The 15,031-nt window shown below is 37.4% G+C and carries 15 protein-coding genes; 12 read left to right on the top strand and 3 right to left on the bottom strand.

What is annotated here, in order from left to right:
• The first annotated feature begins 173 nt into the window (after positions 1-173).
• The 6 genes from map (at position 174) to CP366_RS00805 (ending at position 6,544) form a co-directional block, all read left to right on the top strand.
• Positions 174-1,001, top strand: coding sequence for a type I methionyl aminopeptidase (gene map, locus CP366_RS00830; protein WP_005721525.1), 828 nt, complete (start codon positions 174-176; stop codon positions 999-1,001).
• Positions 1,002-1,009: 8 nt separating this feature from the next.
• Complete coding sequence (locus CP366_RS00825; RefSeq protein ID WP_005725308.1) at positions 1,010-1,933, top strand: YihY/virulence factor BrkB family protein; 924 nt, start codon at positions 1,010-1,012, stop codon at positions 1,931-1,933.
• A gap of 60 nt (positions 1,934-1,993) precedes the next feature.
• Positions 1,994-2,896: a UTP--glucose-1-phosphate uridylyltransferase GalU gene (galU, locus tag CP366_RS00820; RefSeq protein ID WP_005718590.1), complete on the top strand. Its 903-nt coding sequence runs from the start codon at positions 1,994-1,996 to the stop codon at positions 2,894-2,896.
• A gap of 110 nt (positions 2,897-3,006) precedes the next feature.
• Entirely contained in the window at positions 3,007-4,170 is a 1,164-nt protein-coding gene (locus tag CP366_RS00815; protein ID WP_005724262.1) for a thiolase family protein, read from the top strand.
• Positions 4,167-5,378 (top strand): hydroxymethylglutaryl-CoA reductase, encoded by a 1,212-nt coding sequence (locus tag CP366_RS00810; RefSeq protein ID WP_089143538.1) that lies wholly within the window; start codon positions 4,167-4,169, stop codon positions 5,376-5,378. The genes CP366_RS00815 and CP366_RS00810 overlap by 4 nt, the downstream gene beginning before the upstream one ends.
• A complete protein-coding gene (locus CP366_RS00805) occupies positions 5,378-6,544 on the top strand; it encodes a hydroxymethylglutaryl-CoA synthase (RefSeq protein ID WP_005724257.1) in 1,167 nt (388 codons plus the stop codon). Before CP366_RS00810 ends, CP366_RS00805 begins: the two co-directional genes overlap by 1 nt.
• A gap of 27 nt (positions 6,545-6,571) precedes the next feature.
• Here the strand turns inward: CP366_RS00805 and CP366_RS00800 are convergent, their stop codons facing one another.
• Positions 6,572-6,856, bottom strand: coding sequence for a hypothetical protein (locus CP366_RS00800; RefSeq protein WP_005722686.1), 285 nt, complete (start codon positions 6,854-6,856; stop codon positions 6,572-6,574).
• A 93-nt stretch (positions 6,857-6,949) separates the two neighbouring features.
• Here CP366_RS00800 and CP366_RS00795 point away from each other — a divergent pair, with 93 nt between their 5' ends.
• Positions 6,950-7,879 carry an alpha/beta hydrolase gene (locus CP366_RS00795; RefSeq protein WP_180707125.1) on the top strand — a complete coding sequence of 310 codons (930 nt, stop codon included), beginning with the start codon at positions 6,950-6,952 and terminating at the stop codon, positions 7,877-7,879.
• Between the two features lie 430 nt (positions 7,880-8,309).
• Here the strand turns inward: CP366_RS00795 and rlmD are convergent, their stop codons facing one another.
• Positions 8,310-9,698: a 23S rRNA (uracil(1939)-C(5))-methyltransferase RlmD gene (rlmD, locus tag CP366_RS00790; protein WP_089147761.1), complete on the bottom strand. Its 1,389-nt coding sequence runs from the start codon at positions 9,696-9,698 to the stop codon at positions 8,310-8,312.
• Between the two features lie 124 nt (positions 9,699-9,822).
• On the opposite strand from rlmD, the gene recX reads away from it, so the two are divergent.
• Entirely contained in the window at positions 9,823-10,635 is an 813-nt protein-coding gene (gene recX / locus CP366_RS00785) for a recombination regulator RecX (protein ID WP_089147762.1), read from the top strand.
• 8 nt (positions 10,636-10,643) lie between these two features.
• Positions 10,644-11,126, top strand: a complete 483-nt coding sequence (locus CP366_RS00780) for a hypothetical protein (protein ID WP_005722693.1) — start codon at positions 10,644-10,646, stop codon at positions 11,124-11,126.
• On the opposite strand, the gene CP366_RS00775 is transcribed toward CP366_RS00780, so the two are convergent.
• Positions 11,127-11,588 carry a hypothetical protein gene (locus tag CP366_RS00775; protein WP_005718600.1) on the bottom strand — a complete coding sequence of 154 codons (462 nt, stop codon included), beginning with the start codon at positions 11,586-11,588 and terminating at the stop codon, positions 11,127-11,129.
• A 102-nt stretch (positions 11,589-11,690) separates the two neighbouring features.
• Between CP366_RS00775 and CP366_RS00770 the strand changes: the two genes are divergently transcribed.
• Genes CP366_RS00770 through CP366_RS00760 form a run of 3 tightly spaced genes read left to right on the top strand, consistent with a single transcriptional unit; the run spans position 11,691 to position 14,952 of the window.
• Positions 11,691-12,557, top strand: a complete 867-nt coding sequence (locus CP366_RS00770) for a hemolysin family protein (RefSeq protein ID WP_005726242.1) — start codon at positions 11,691-11,693, stop codon at positions 12,555-12,557.
• On the top strand, positions 12,557-14,128 hold the full coding sequence (locus CP366_RS00765) for a peptide chain release factor 3 (RefSeq protein WP_089147763.1): 1,572 nt from the start codon (positions 12,557-12,559) through the stop codon (positions 14,126-14,128). Before CP366_RS00770 ends, CP366_RS00765 begins: the two co-directional genes overlap by 1 nt.
• A 14-nt stretch (positions 14,129-14,142) precedes the next feature.
• A complete protein-coding gene (locus CP366_RS00760) occupies positions 14,143-14,952 on the top strand; it encodes a helix-turn-helix domain-containing protein (RefSeq protein WP_089147764.1) in 810 nt (269 codons plus the stop codon).
• Positions 14,953-15,031 lie beyond the last annotated feature (79 nt).

The following is a 15,031-nucleotide window of genomic DNA, read 5'->3' as shown; positions in this document are numbered from 1 at the left end:
AGGAAAATAAATCAGATAAATATTTAAGAAATTAAGGTTAGACTAATGGTTCACAACCTACCGCAAAAATATTGACACTTACCTACAAAAACCCGACCTTTTAAAAGTATTTTGGAAAACGGTATAATAGAAATATCTGAAACTAAATAAAAATTTATAAAGGAGAAATTATTTTGATTACAATTAAATCAATTCGTGAACTTAAAGGCATGCAAGCTTCAGGACATCTTCTTGCAACTATGTTTGAAGGCTTACGTGATGTGATTAAGCCAGGCATTTCTACCTGGGAAATTGAAGAGTTTTGTCAAGACTTCGTATCAAGTCGTGGCGGCCGCCTTTCAGAACAAGGTTTTGAAGGTTATAAGTATGGTACTTGTATTTCGGTTAACGATGAAATTGCCCACCAAACTCCAAGAAAAGATCGCATCTTAAAGGAAGGCGATATCGTTAAGGTTGATGTAACTTGCAACTTGAACGGTTATGAATCAGATTCATGTACTACTTATCCAGTTGGCGAAATTTCCGAAGCTGATAAGAAATTAATTGAAGTAACCAAAAAAGCAATGTATCTCGGAATTGACCAAGCTGTTTTAGGTAACAGAATTGGTGATATCGGTGCTGCTATCCAACATTATGTTGAAGATGAAAATCATTACGGTGATGTACGTGAATTAATTGGCCACGGTATTCAACCATCAATTCATGAAGATCCAGAAGTTCCTCACTGGGGCAAGGCAGGTCATGGTCTTCGCTTGCGTGAAGGCATGACTATTACTTGTGAACCTATGGTAGAAGCTGGTGGCGACTGGCACATCGACCAACGTACTGTTGACGATCCTAACGATGATTGGGTTTACTACGCAACTCCAGATGGTTCTAATGCTGCTCAATTTGAACACACCTTTGCAATTACAAAAGATGGTCCTAAGATCTTGACTCTGCAGCATCCTTACGATGGCTTAGAAAAGTACATCCCTCACTTTGATGAGATGGATGATTAGGATAATGGATGAAAAATGGTAAAAACCATTTTGGTTTAAAAATTGGGCAATTTATTTCTACATTACGAACCACCTTATCTCAAGGAGAGATATTTGCTAGTTCAATTATTATTGCCTACTACATTTTGTTTTCTATTTTTCCGATTATTATTATCATTGGTAACGTGTTACCGTTGTTTCACATTGATACTGCGCCTATTGCTGAATATTTGAACTTGGTTTTTCCAGACCAAGTGTCAAAATTCATTATGCCAATTATAAATTCTTTATTGAAAACTACATCAACAGGCTATATTTCTTTTGGTATTGTGTTTGCAGTTTGGTCATTATCAAATATGGTTAATGCAATTCGTCTTGGAGAAAATAGACTTTATGGGGTTCATCAAGTTGAATTAAAATTATCAATGCTTAATTTTCTTTGGACTAGAACTATTACTTTTGTTTTTACAGGATTGATGATTCTAGTATTTACAATTGCTACATTGGCCTTGGTTTTTGGGCAACAAGTACTCAACTTTTTAGGACCGATTTTTCAGCTACCACTTAATGAAATTAGCAAGATCTTTAGTTATCGCTATCCAGTATTAATATTGGTTATGATGCTAGCATTATGGTATTTGAACTATGTTTTGCCTAATATAAAACTCAAAAAGAGAGTAATTTGGCCAGGAGTTTTTGTAACTGTTGTAGGCTGGTTAGCCCTATCATTTCTTTTTAGTTTCTATTTACACCATTTCCCGATTACTTGGGAGAATTATGGCATTGTTGGTACGTTTATCATCTTTATGCTCTGGTTGAATATTGCAGCAGTATTATTTTTATTTGGCGTTGGTGTTAACGCTGCTATTGTGCGAAACCGTGTTGGACAAGTTGAATATTCTGCTGGTCGTATTGCCAGTTATATTCAAAAGAAAAGACGAAAAACTAAGTAGCTGAAAAATGCATATTTTGTTATGATGAACTTATAAAATTGAAATAGAAAGTGTGCTTTTATGAAAGTAAGAAAAGCCGTTATCCCATCAGCTGGTTTGGGTACTAGATTTTTACCTGCAACTAAGGCTTTACCTAAGGAAATGTTACCTATCGTTGATAAACCAACAATTCAGTTTATCGTTGAAGAGGCTAAAAAGTCAGGAATCGAAGATATTTTAATTGTAATTGGCAAGAACAAACGCCCAATTGAAGATCACTTTGATTCTAATCCAGAACTAGAACAAGATTTGGAAGAAAAGGGTAAAAAAGAATTGCTTCGCCTAACCGAAGGAATTACTGATTTAGGCGTTAACTTGTATTACACTCGTCAACCGCATCCAGCAGGTTTAGGAGACGCCATCTTCCGTGCTCGCAGTTTTGTTGGGGATGAACCATTTGTAGTTATGTTGGGCGACGACTTAATGGAAGATAAGGTGCCATTGACCAAGCAATTGATCGATCGCTATAACAAGACGCATGCTTCTACAATTGCAGTTATGCCTGTGCCACATGAAGAAGTTTCTAAGTATGGTGTCATCGAACCGGAAAATGAGATCATGCCAGGACTGATCAATGTTAAGTCATTCGTTGAAAAGCCTGATATTGATAAAGCACCTAGTGATTATGCCATTATTGGTCGTTACTTATTAACACCTGAAATTTTTGATATTTTGGCTAACCAAAAACCAGGTCGTGGCGGTGAAATTCAATTGACTGATGCGATTGATACAATGAACAAGACTCAACGTGTCTTTGCTCATGTCTTTAAAGGCGAACGTCATGATGTTGGTAACAAAGAAGGCTACCTTGAAACTTCAATTGAATATGGTTTGAAGCACCCAGAAATTAAGGAACAATTGCGGGCATATATCATGCAATTGAGCAAGAAGTTTGAAGCCGAAGGTAAGCAAAATAAAAAATAAGCTTAATTATTAGGGAGACTACGCTGCGGCGTAGTCTTTTTATGTTTTTCTTAATATTTTTTTGCTATTATCATATTTGTTAAAAAATACACATTATGGAGAGAAAATATATGAAGGACATTTATATTGTTGCAGCTAAAAGAACACCTTTTGGCAAGTACCGAGGATTTTTTAAGGATGCTTCTGCAATTGATTTGGGTGTAATGGCCTTGAAAGGAACAATGAAGGCGGGCAATATTAAGCCAGCTGATGTTCAAGCACTGTTTATGGGGAATGTTTTGGATACCGGCTTAGGTGAGAACATGGCTCGCCAAGTTGCCTTACATTCAGGGATGAGTGAAGCTTCTGCAGCCGTTACAATTAATGAAGTCTGCGGCTCAAGTCTGAAAGCTTTACGTCTAGCTCAAGGACAGATGGAACTAGGCGATTTGGATCTAGTAGCTGTCGGCGGTAGTGAGAGCATGACTAATGCGCCTTATTTTGTTAAAAAAGAAAACAAAAATGATCCAGCAGATCACCTAGTAAGTACTATGCTTAACGATGGTTTGATGGATGCTTTTTCTGGCAAGCATATGGGAATTACTGCCGAAAACGTAGCAGAGAAATATCATGTTAGTCGTCAGGATATGGATGAATTTGCATTGCAGTCGCATAAAAAGGCAGCTGCAGCAGTTAAATCCGGATTTTTTGATAATGAGATCCTGGATGTGGAGATTGATGGTCAAAGTTTAGATCATGATGAACCAATTCGTCCGGATACAACGCTTGAGGCATTGAGTAACTTAAAGCCTGTTTTTAAGGCGGATGGTGAAGTGACTGCCGGAAACTCGTCTCCTTTGACTGATGGTGCAAGTATGTTAGTTCTGGCAACTAAGGAGAAAATGAAAGAGTTAGGCTTAACGCCAATTGCCAAGTTAGGTGAATTTGCGGAAGCTGGCTTTGATCCTGCACTGATGGGTTATACTCCATATTATGCGGTTAAAAAACTGCTTAAGAAGACGGGACGTAATTTTGATGACTATGATATTATCGAATTAAATGAAGCTTTTGCGGCCCAAAGCGTAGCGGTAGCTCGCGACTTACAAATTCCAACTGATAAATTGAATATTATGGGTGGCGCAATCGCGTTAGGTCATCCTTTAGGTGCAACGGGTACACGCTTAGTTGCTAGTGCAATTAGTGGATTAAAGAAGAGAAAAGGCAGACGTGCCCTGGTTACTTTGTGTATCGGTGGCGGTCAGGCGATTGCTTATGAAATCGAGAATGCAGAATGAAATTTTATCAATTAGAGCCTGAAGCTAGACGTAAATTATTGCAGGATGAAGGTATTGCATTAGGGCAAATCGATGATGCGGTTCTGAGACGTCTAGATGAATTGAGTGAAAATGTTGTAGGGCAGTTGCGTTTGCCTTTAGGTGTAGTACAAAACTTAATAGTCAATGGACAAAAATATTGGGTGCCAATGGCTGTTGAAGAACCCTCAGTAGTTGCTGCCGCCAATCATGGAGCTAGTATCTTTGCTAGAAATGGTGGTGTGACAGCTAGCAGCGACCGACAAGGGATTTATGGTCAAATCGTTTTGAAGGTCAACAATTCTTTTTCATTAATTGAATTAGAAAAAGAATTTCCGCACTTAGTCGAATTAGCTAATCAAAAGTTTTCCAGCTTAGTCCGTCATGGTGGTGGTACTAGAAAAATAACTGCTGTGCAGAAAGAGGATTTGCTTTACTTAAAAGTATTGGTTGATCCAGCTGAGGCGATGGGCGCGAATAAAACCAACTCGATTTTGGAATTTTTAGCGGCTAAATTAGAAAATTATGCTGGTGTTGATGAAAAATTATTTGCGATTTTATCAAATTATCCTAGTCAATTGACCACAGTTAAGGTAAAAATTGATCCTGAGACGATTGGTGGGATGCAAGTTGCACAACGTGTTGCTCTATTAGGAAAAATTGGAATTGACGATCCTTATCGTGCGGTAACTAACAATAAGGGAATCATGAATGGAGCCGACGCCGTCTTAATCGCCACAGGCAATGATTATCGGGCAATTGAAGCAGCCACTGCAGTTTTAGCCAATCATGATGGCCAATATCGCAGTTTATCAAAGTGGACGATGCAGGGTAGTTATTTAGTTGGCGAATTGACTTTGCCAATGGCGATTGGAGTAGTTGGTGGCTCAATTAAGGCCCGTCATGACGTCCAACAAAGTTTTGCTATTTTAGGACAAAAAATCACGAGTAAAACTCTAGCTGAGATTATTGTTAGCGTGGCTTTAGCCAACAACCTAGCAGCTTTGCTGGCAATTTCTACTGTCGGCATTCAAGCAGGGCATATGAAATTGCAGGCTAGAAACGTAGTCACTGAATTAACCGATGACGAACATGAGCGCAAGCAGCTACTAGCTGCGATGATTAGTGAAAAAAATTATTCTGAAAGTCATGCTAAGGAGCTTTTAGCAAAAATAAGAAAGGAAAAATAATGCAAGTAGGTATTGATCAAATTGGACTTTTTACGCCAGACAAGTACGTTGATATGGTCGATTTGGCGAACGCAAGAAAGCAAGATCCAAATAAGTTTTTAGTTGGCATTGGTCAAAGAGAGATGAGTGTTGCGGATATTACGCAAGATGCAGTTTCAATGGGAATTAATGCGACTTTAAAGTTTATTGACAAGATTGATAAGAATAAAGTTGGTCTATTAATTTTTGGGACTGAAAGCAGTATTGATCAATCAAAGTCAGCTTCTTTATTTGTAAAAACAGCCTTAAAGTTGAAGCCAGAAGTAAGAACTTTTGAAGTAAAGGAAGCTTGCTTTGGTTTAACGGCAGCCTTAATGATGGCACGTGATTTTGTTCGGGTACATCCTGAACAAACCGCAATTGTCATCGGTAGTGACATTGCTCGCTATGGTGTTAATACTGCTGGTGAGGTAACACAAGGAGCCGGTAGCGTGGCAATGCTCATCAAAGCTGACCCAAGCATTTTAGCCCTAAATAATGGTCATTCAGCTTACAGCGAAGATATTAACGACTTCTGGAGACCAAATTATTCTCGCACCGCTTTAGTTGACGGCAAGTATTCGACTCAAGTTTACTTGGATTTCTTCAAGAAGACCTTTACTGATTATAAGAAGCAAAAAGGATTGAAAACAAGCGACTTTGATGCGATTACTTACCATTTGCCATTTACTAAGATGGGGATGAAGGCTAACAATATTGCTATTGAGGGGCAAGATCAAGCAACAATGATCAAGTTGGAGCGTAGTTTTGCGGCTGCTAAACAATTATCAAGCCGAGTAGGTAATATCTACACCGCTTCACTTTATATGAGTTTACTTAGTTTGCTAGAGAATGGTGAATTACCCGCTGGCTCATTAATTGGCCTGTTTTCATATGGTTCAGGTGCAATGGCTGAGTTTTATAGTGGCAAGTTGGTTGAAGGATATGAAAAACAAATTGATCCTACAGCTGATCAAGCAATGCTTGATCGGCGGAAGAAGCTGACAGTTAAGCAATATGAAGACGTCTTCAATACGGCTTTGTTAGATCCTGAGGATGGCTTAGAATTAACTAGCGACGATGAAGTAGGTACTTGGTATTTTGCTGGTACTAAGGATCATATTCGTCAATACCGCGTAAAAGAATAAGAAAAAGAGCACATTTGTGCTCTTTTTTTACATTAAAATTGCTTGTCCAGTATCTTCGCGAATCTGTAGGCCGAAAATGGAATATTCTTTTTGGTCAATGACCATTAACAAGGGGATGCCGCGACCACGCATGCGGCCAACTAATTTAATCAATTTTTGTTTGGTCATTGCTGTTTGCCCGGGTAGCAGCAGACATTTTCCTTCGGCAATAGTGAGTTTTCCCCACTTAAGTAGTTTGTCATCATGCTTTAGATAAAATTTAGTATTCAGGTTCAGGTCATCGATTAATTGAAGTAAGTCTGTTAAGCGCATTTTTTAGTATAATTAAGTCATAAGGATTGTAAATTTTCAGCAATTTAATTATAAAATGAAAAGTGAAATAATTGAATTTGGAAGTGTTAAAAGATGAAAAAGAAACTATTATTGTCTTCCGCATTAATTGCTGGAGCTGGCTTGTTTGCGGCAAGCGAGTACTTTTTCAAGATGGCGATGACACCGTTTAATAAAAAAGCTGACTCCAAAGAATTATCAGGCAAGGATCCACTTTATCGTGATAAGGTTTGGTTTAGAGATTTTTCTAAGAAAAAATGGACTTTAAAAACTGATAGCGGCATAACTTTGTTCGCCCAGTACCTTGATCAACATGCCAAAAAAACCGCAATTTTATTACATGGCTTTATGAGTGATGGAGATAGTATGGCTGGTTTTGCCAAAATGTTTTATGATTTTGGTTATAATGTTCTCGTTCCAGACGCACGTGCCCAAGGGCGCAGCGAAGGTAAGTATATCGGCTATGGCTGGGTTGAAAAAGATGATATTTTGCGTTGGATCTATCAAGTAATTGATCAAACTGGTGCAAATGCCAAAATTGTAATTATGGGTCAAAGCATGGGTGGTGCAACGGCAATGATGGTAAGCGGTATGCTTTTGCCACCACAAGTGAAAGCTTTTATTGAAGATTGTGGTTATTCAACCGTGAAAGGTGAAATTAACTATCAAGCTCAAAATTTATTTCATATGAAGGCTTTTCCACGGTTTCCAATAGTTGATTTGGTTAGTGGAATTAATAGAGTGAAAAATGGCTTTTATTTAAAAGATGCTTCTGCGGTTGCTCAGTTAAATAAAAATACGCGACCATTTTTATTTATTCATGGCGGCAAGGATCACTTTGTGCCAACTAAAATGGTCTGGCAAAATTATGCGGCAACAGCTGCTCCAAAGCAAATTTGGCTTGCGTCACTTGCAGGGCATGCTTTGTCTTATCCAATGTATCCAAAGCAATATCGACAACAAGTAGAAAGATTTTTGCAAAAATATGTGGGTCAGTTCTTGTAAACGGTTTCACAACTAGATATAATGAATAGTGTGGAAGAGGTAGAAATAAAAGTTAACAACTATAAAAAAATATAAGTAAGTTTTTATCTCCAGAATTGTATTATTATTGGAAACTTGAAAGATTCTCTATACGTAGAGGTGTCAGCCATAAATAGCTTAATTAAAAATTATTTGATTAATTATCATTGGCTGTTCGCAAAAACTCCAATTTATTAAAAGTTACATTTTATGTAAAGACCCGAACAAGTGAATGTTAATATTGGTTGCGATAATGCCATTGTTTAAATACATACCAAACAACTAAAAATCGTGACTATCAATTGATGAGCTACCTCATCCACTTGAAATTGCGGCTACTAAGGGACAGGATTGTCCAGTAGCCGCTTTTTTATATACAAAAACAACCTAGCCCAAGACTAGGTTGTTGGATTTATCTATCTTTTCTGAGCACTAACTTAGCAATTGCCTCACAGCGTGGGGTTTGTGGTAACATGTCTACATTTTGGATGACCCGAACATCATATGCCTCGCTAAGTAAAACTAAGTCTTGAGCTAAGGTTGAGGGATTACATGAGATGTAGACAAAAGTTTCAGGTTTAACCCGCAAGAGGGTTTTGATCAAGCTTTTAGCTAAGCCCGTTCTTGGTGGGTCTACGATTAAAGCATTGATTGCAACACCACTATTTTGTAATTCTGGCAAAACCTTTTCAACACTGCCTTGAATATAATCAGCGTTTTTGATGTGGTTAAGCTCGACATTATGTTGTGCGTCTTTGACTGCCTCTGGAATGGTTTCGATTCCAACAACTTGCTTAACGCGGTCAGCTGCCAAAATACCTAAGGTACCAACACCACTATAGGCATCAATCAAGGTTTGATCGGGGGTTAGGTCTAAGTATTTCAATGCTTCTGAGTAAAGATTGATGGTTTGAACTGGGTTCAATTGGAAGAAGGCACGTGGTGATAAGGCGAATTTTTTACCTAAGATTTCTTCGGTGATTTGATTCTTGCCCAAAAGCTTTTCGGTTTTATTTCCCCAAACTTGTGGATTCTGCCATTCGGTTTCATTCTGATAGACAGAAACTACATGATCAAGTTTCATAATTTCTTTAGCAAGAGGAATTAAGTTCTTAATCTTGTGGCCGATCGTAATCAAGGTTACCTGGATTTCCTTAGTTGCTTCTGATTGACGGACAACTACGGTCTTAATGCCAGGTAAATGACGACGATAGTTGGCAACAGGAACATGCAATTTTTCAATTAAAACCTTGATTTTACGTTCCGTTTTTTGTGTGTCTTCACTTTGAGTTGGCATCTTTGGTAAGTCAATCAAGCGGTGGGAATTTGGAGCAAAAAGTCCAAGCTTAAGTTGACCATGATCTTTTTCAATTTGATATTGAGCCTTGTTGCGATAATGCCATGGGTCAGGAGCAGCGATAGTATTTTTAACTTTATACTTATTGTAATTACGAGGATGGTACTTGCGTAATGATTCAAGCATATTGTTCTTCTTGAATTCAAGTTGTTTGTCGTAAGACAAGTGTACTAATTCTAAGCCACCAATCTCGGGATCAACACCTTCAGGGAAGTCTACGCGATCTGGACTTTTTTCTTTAATTCTAACCAGTTCGCCTTGGATGTAGTGTGGATATGATTTAACAATCTTGGCAACTACTACTTCGTCTGGCAAGGCACCAGGAATGAAGATAATCTTTTTCTTGTAGTAACCAATTCCTTCACCATTAATTCCTAAACGTTTAATAGTGATGATGACGTCTTTTTCATGTTTTGGTTTATTATGGGTAAATTTTCTGTTCATCGTTAATTCTTTCTACTAAAAACTAAATTGTGTTCAATTAATTGTACTACCTGGAAAAAGTTCTTAGCAAGCTTTAGCAAAATTTGCTAGCATGGATGTAGAAAAATATGCGAGGTGAAACAAGTTGATCATAACCAAAGTAAGTGCACAAAAACGGCCAGGTCGCTATAATATTTTTATTGATGGAAAATATGCTTTTTCTGCCGGAGAGAAAACGTTGGCAGAATTTGTGCTGCTTAAAGGTAAAGAATTAAATGATGAGCAGGTTGAAAAGATTAGGCAATTTGATGCTGATGCTAAGGCTAGTGATTTAGCGGCTCATTTTTTGAGTTACGAGCCTCGGACCATCTTTGAGGTGCTACAATATTTAAAAAAACACGAAATCTCTGATGAAGCAGCCAATAGTGCTGTTAGTCAATTGAATGAATTAGGCTATCTTGATGATCGTCAATATGCCAAGCTGTTTATCAAAAATGATTTGCGTGTTGGCTCTGATGGCCCTAAAAGTTTATTACGAAAGTTGACGCAAAAAGGCGTTGATCCTGAAATTAGTCAGGATAAGTTAGATGAAATTGATGAAGAAGATTGGCTCGAAGTGGGCCAACGCGTGATTAAGTCGATGAGCTATCAAGTTGGCAAGATTTCACAGCGTGAATTAGAGCGTAAGATGCGTACTAAATTATTAACGCATGGCTTTGATAGCGGGATTAGTAACGTTATTATTGATGCAATGGATCTTAAAGAAGATGGGAATGCACAAACAGAAGCTTTGAAGAAACAAGGAATTAAGGCTTACAAACGTTTTAGAAATCTTCCAGAAATTGAACGCAATTTTAAAATAAAAAAATATTTGTTTAGTCACGGTTTTTCATCAGGTGAGATTGATGCCTTTTTAAACGGTGAAATAATTGATTTAGACGAATTAGTAGAATATTAGGAGAAAAAATGAAGAAAAATATTGAATCAAGATTATTTATTGGTCGTCCATTTCCAGCTGGTTTGATGAATGCTCAAAAGAGCTTTATGGAAGCTAATCAGCAAATGGAAAATGATGAAACTTTTCAAAAATTTTTAGCTGATCATAATTTAGAAAATAAGCGTTCTGTCCTAGTGGTATCAGGTGAGGACAGCTTTATGTATTGGTATGGCGTTTTAGCAGATGTAGCAAAAGATGAAGTGCCAACGGGTTTAATGAAGTTTGAATTACCAGCTGCAGAGGTAGCGGAGGAAGTAGAAGAGAATCAAACTTTAGTCTTTTTCAACTTACCGTTGACTAGTACCGTGCCAAATTTTGCCAAAAAAGTAGTTGCTAGCGGAATTGAAGTACATGAAAATTTGGGTGACAGTGACACGCCATATATTACTTGGGATCTTGACATGGATACAAAAAAACTGGCCCAAGTAATGTACTTGAAGGCCAGCAAGTAATTAATGCTGCTCAGGGTCGATTGACAGGTTATCGTATTCAACATAAGCGCCAAGACAAGTTGAAACAAACATGATTAACAAAACAAAGCCGATGGAGCTACCTACGATTTGATCAAGTGTTAAAAGAGCACGTATTATGTAGGTAGCAGCAAAGCAAAGAACAAAGTCTAAGATAATATTAGCTGCTAAAAGCCAGTAGCGTCGTCTGATACTGAAGAAACGTAAAAGCTGCTTCAGTAAGCCATCGTTGGTTTGAACAGCTAATAAATCAACAGGCCGTTGAATAGTAGCCTTGACAGCAAACATAATGATTGCGCCAACTAATGAGCCGATTAATGTGCGATAAAGTTCAGCTGAATGTAAAACTAATGCATTATAGCCGATTCCAATAATAGCTAAGCTACAGATATAGGGAATTAGCAAAAGAAATGTAAAAACGAGTAAGACATGACTTTTTTTCATGACGAACCTCCTAGTCTTATGTGCTATTTTAACATAATTGTTATTGGCTCTATGCTATAATAGCTATATTTAGATAACTTTTTTAAGAAAGAGAGTACGAAAATGAATAGTGATCCTGGAGCGGGAACTCTGTTTGGTCGCTTAAAAAATAGATTATCCGGCGATAAAAAAGTGGGGACTAAAGATCATTTAGAAAAAGAAATTGTTACTTTACATGAAAGTCATAAAATTGATGATACAGAATTTTCAATGCTAGAAGGTATTTTGGACTTTCAGGGTAAGACAGCCCGTGAAGTAATGGTACCTAGAACGGATGCTTTCATGGTTGATCGAGAAGTCAGTTTTCAAGACAATCTAGATGAAATCCTTCGTGAGCCATATTCTAGAATTCCCGTTTATCAACGTGATAAGGATAAGATTGTAGGGATTATTCATATCAGAACGGTTTTACGAAAGGCTAAACAAAAGGGTTTTGATAATCTTGACTATAAAGATGTCATGACTGAGCCGCTGTTTGCACCAGAAACTGCCGAGCTGGGCGATTTGTTGATGGAAATGCAGCAAACGCAACGACAATTAGCAATTTTGACAGATGAATATGGCGGTGTAACTGGTTTAGCTACAATTGAAGATTTGGTTGAAGAGATTGTGGGCGATATTGATGATGAAGTTGATCACACTGAGATTCTTTTTAATCAAATAGCTCCAAATAAGTACATTATTTACGGTAAGATGCCATTAGATGATTTTAATGAGCAATTTGGTACTAATCTTCAAATGGAAGATGTTGATACGATAGCAGGCTATGTGATCAATACTTTAAAAGTGATTCCAGCTAAGGAAGAAAAGTTAACAGTTGATATTGGTGATGGGATGACTTTGACCACTAGAAGGATGAAGGGGTCACGCTTGTTGACGGTATTATTAACGATTGATGAATCAAAAAAGGAAGAAGATAGCGAGGACTAATGGACAAAGAGTTAGCAGATAAAGTAAAAAAGAGAAGAACATTTGCAATTATTTCTCACCCCGATGCAGGTAAGACAACGATTACTGAACAAATGCTTTTGTTTGGTGGGGTAATTCGTAAAGCAGGTACGGTTAAGGCACGTAAAACTGGCAATTTTGCTACTAGTGACTGGATGGAAATCGAAAAGAAGCGTGGGATTTCTGTTACTAGTTCGGTTATGCAGTTTGAATATCAAGGCAAACGTATCAATATTTTGGATACGCCAGGACACCAGGACTTCTCAGAAGATACTTACCGTACATTAATGGCCGTTGACTCAGCTGTCATGGTAATTGACTCTGCTAAAGGTATCGAGCCACAGACAAAGAAGTTGTTTAAGGTTGTTAAGCAACGTGGTATTCCAATTTTCACGTTTATGAACAAGCTTGATCGTGATGGACGTCCAGCATTAGATTTAATTGCGGAATTGGAAGATTTGCTTGGTATCGAGGGTGTAGCAATGGACTGGCCAATTGGTTCAGGTCAAACTTTAAAGGGTCTATATGACATCGCTAATAATCGTGTTGAGCTTTACCGCAAAAATGATCAAGATCGCTTTTTACCATTAGATCAAGATGGTAAGTTGCCTGATAGTGAGCCACTTAGTCAAGATCCTCAATTCCAGGATACTCTGGATGAAATTGATTTGATTAAAGAAGCTGGGAACAAGTTTGACCGCGAGAAGATTGCTATGGGTGATCAAACTCCTGTCTTCTTTGGCTCAGCTTTGACCAATTTTGGGGTTGAGACATTCTTGAACAGCTTTGTTGATTTGGCTCCAGCACCAGAGAGTCACACAGTTAATGGGGATGAGGAGCTAAGTCCAGAAGATCCAGAATTTTCAGGCTTTGTCTTCAAGATTCAGGCTAATATGAATCCTCATCACCGTGACCGAATCGCCTTTGTTAGAGTCGGTTCTGGTGAATTCAAGAAAGGCTTGGATGTAACTTTAGCTAGAACTGATAAGCCAATTCGTTTAAATAATGCGACTGAATTCATGTCAAGCGAGCGAGTACAAGTTTCTGATGCGGTAGCTGGCGATATAGTTGGCTTATACGATACTGGTAATTTTCAAATTGGTGACAGTATTTATGCTGGTAAGCGCAAGATTGTTTATCCACCATTACCAGAATTTACACCTGAATTATTTATGCGAGTAACTGCTAAGAACGTGATGAAGCAAAAATCATTCCATAAGGGTATGAACCAGCTAGTCCAAGAAGGTGCAATTCAGCTTTACCGCAATTATCAAACGGATGAGTATATTCTTGGTGCTGTTGGTCAATTGCAGTTTGAAGTGTTCCAATTCAGAATGAAGAATGAATATAATTCTGAAGTTGAAATGAACAGTATTGGTCATCGTGTTGCGCGCTGGATTGATCCGGAACAGCTTGACCCACGCATGTCTAATACTCGTAACTTATTAGTTAAGGACCGTTATGGTAATCCATTATTCTTATTTGAAAATGAATTTGCGGAACGTTTCTTCCATGACAAATATCCAGATGTTGAATTAACAGAAAAACTTTAGGCAAAATAAAAGCTATGGGAATTAATGCGGCACTAAAAAAAGCACGTCAATCGCGGGGACTGACACAAGAACAATTTGTAGCAGGAATTTTATCACCAGCTCATTATTCTAAAATTGAGCGTGGCTTGCATGACATATCAGCTAAGGACTTAATGGCAATTTTGCAGAAAAATAAAATTTCATTTGCTGAATTCTTTAAGCAAAATATGATCTCACAAGCTGACGATGAAAACAGTTTAGGTGATCAATTACAGACTGCTTATTATAATCAAGATCTTAACCAAGTTAGAAAATTGGTAACAAAAATTCAACAACTGCCGCATCATGATCTTCTAAAAATCAAAGCTAAGTTGATTTTTACCTTACTTGAAGGAAAACGTAAATTTGATGTCAAAGATAAAAATATAATATTGCAGCGTTTATTTGCAGGCGATAATTGGCTTCAAGATGAATTTAGTTTAGATTTGTTAGCAAATTTTGGTTCTTCTATCTTTACTCATGATGATTTTACTTTTTTCTTTCAAAAAATTTTCACTACTTATAATGATAAAATGTCTGAGCAGACAGAAAAAATGCAAACAACAATTGCCACTATTTGTGTGAATTATTTATATACTTGTGCTGAAAATAAATTTGTAAAAGATAATAAAGAGCCTATTTATTTACTTGGGCAATTAAGTCAAACGCCATCTTTAGTCTTATATAAAATCATTGGTCATTTTTATCAATGCTATTTTGCTGGAGATACAGAGCAGGTATTAGCTATTAAGAAATTGATCAAGGCAAGTAATTTAGAAAATATTCTGTCTATTCTTCCAGAATAATTTGCATATATGCAGATTGAAGATCATTTTTGCAGAAAGCTATTTTTATCGTGAACTAAAGCAGATAATGAATCCAACT

It is taken from the genome of Lactobacillus sp. UMNPBX15 (genome assembly GCF_002553785.1).
GTDB lineage: Bacteria > Bacillota > Bacilli > Lactobacillales > Lactobacillaceae > Lactobacillus > Lactobacillus crispatus.
Note: the sequence above shows the minus strand (reverse complement) of the source record. Positions and strands in the feature narration are given on the sequence as shown.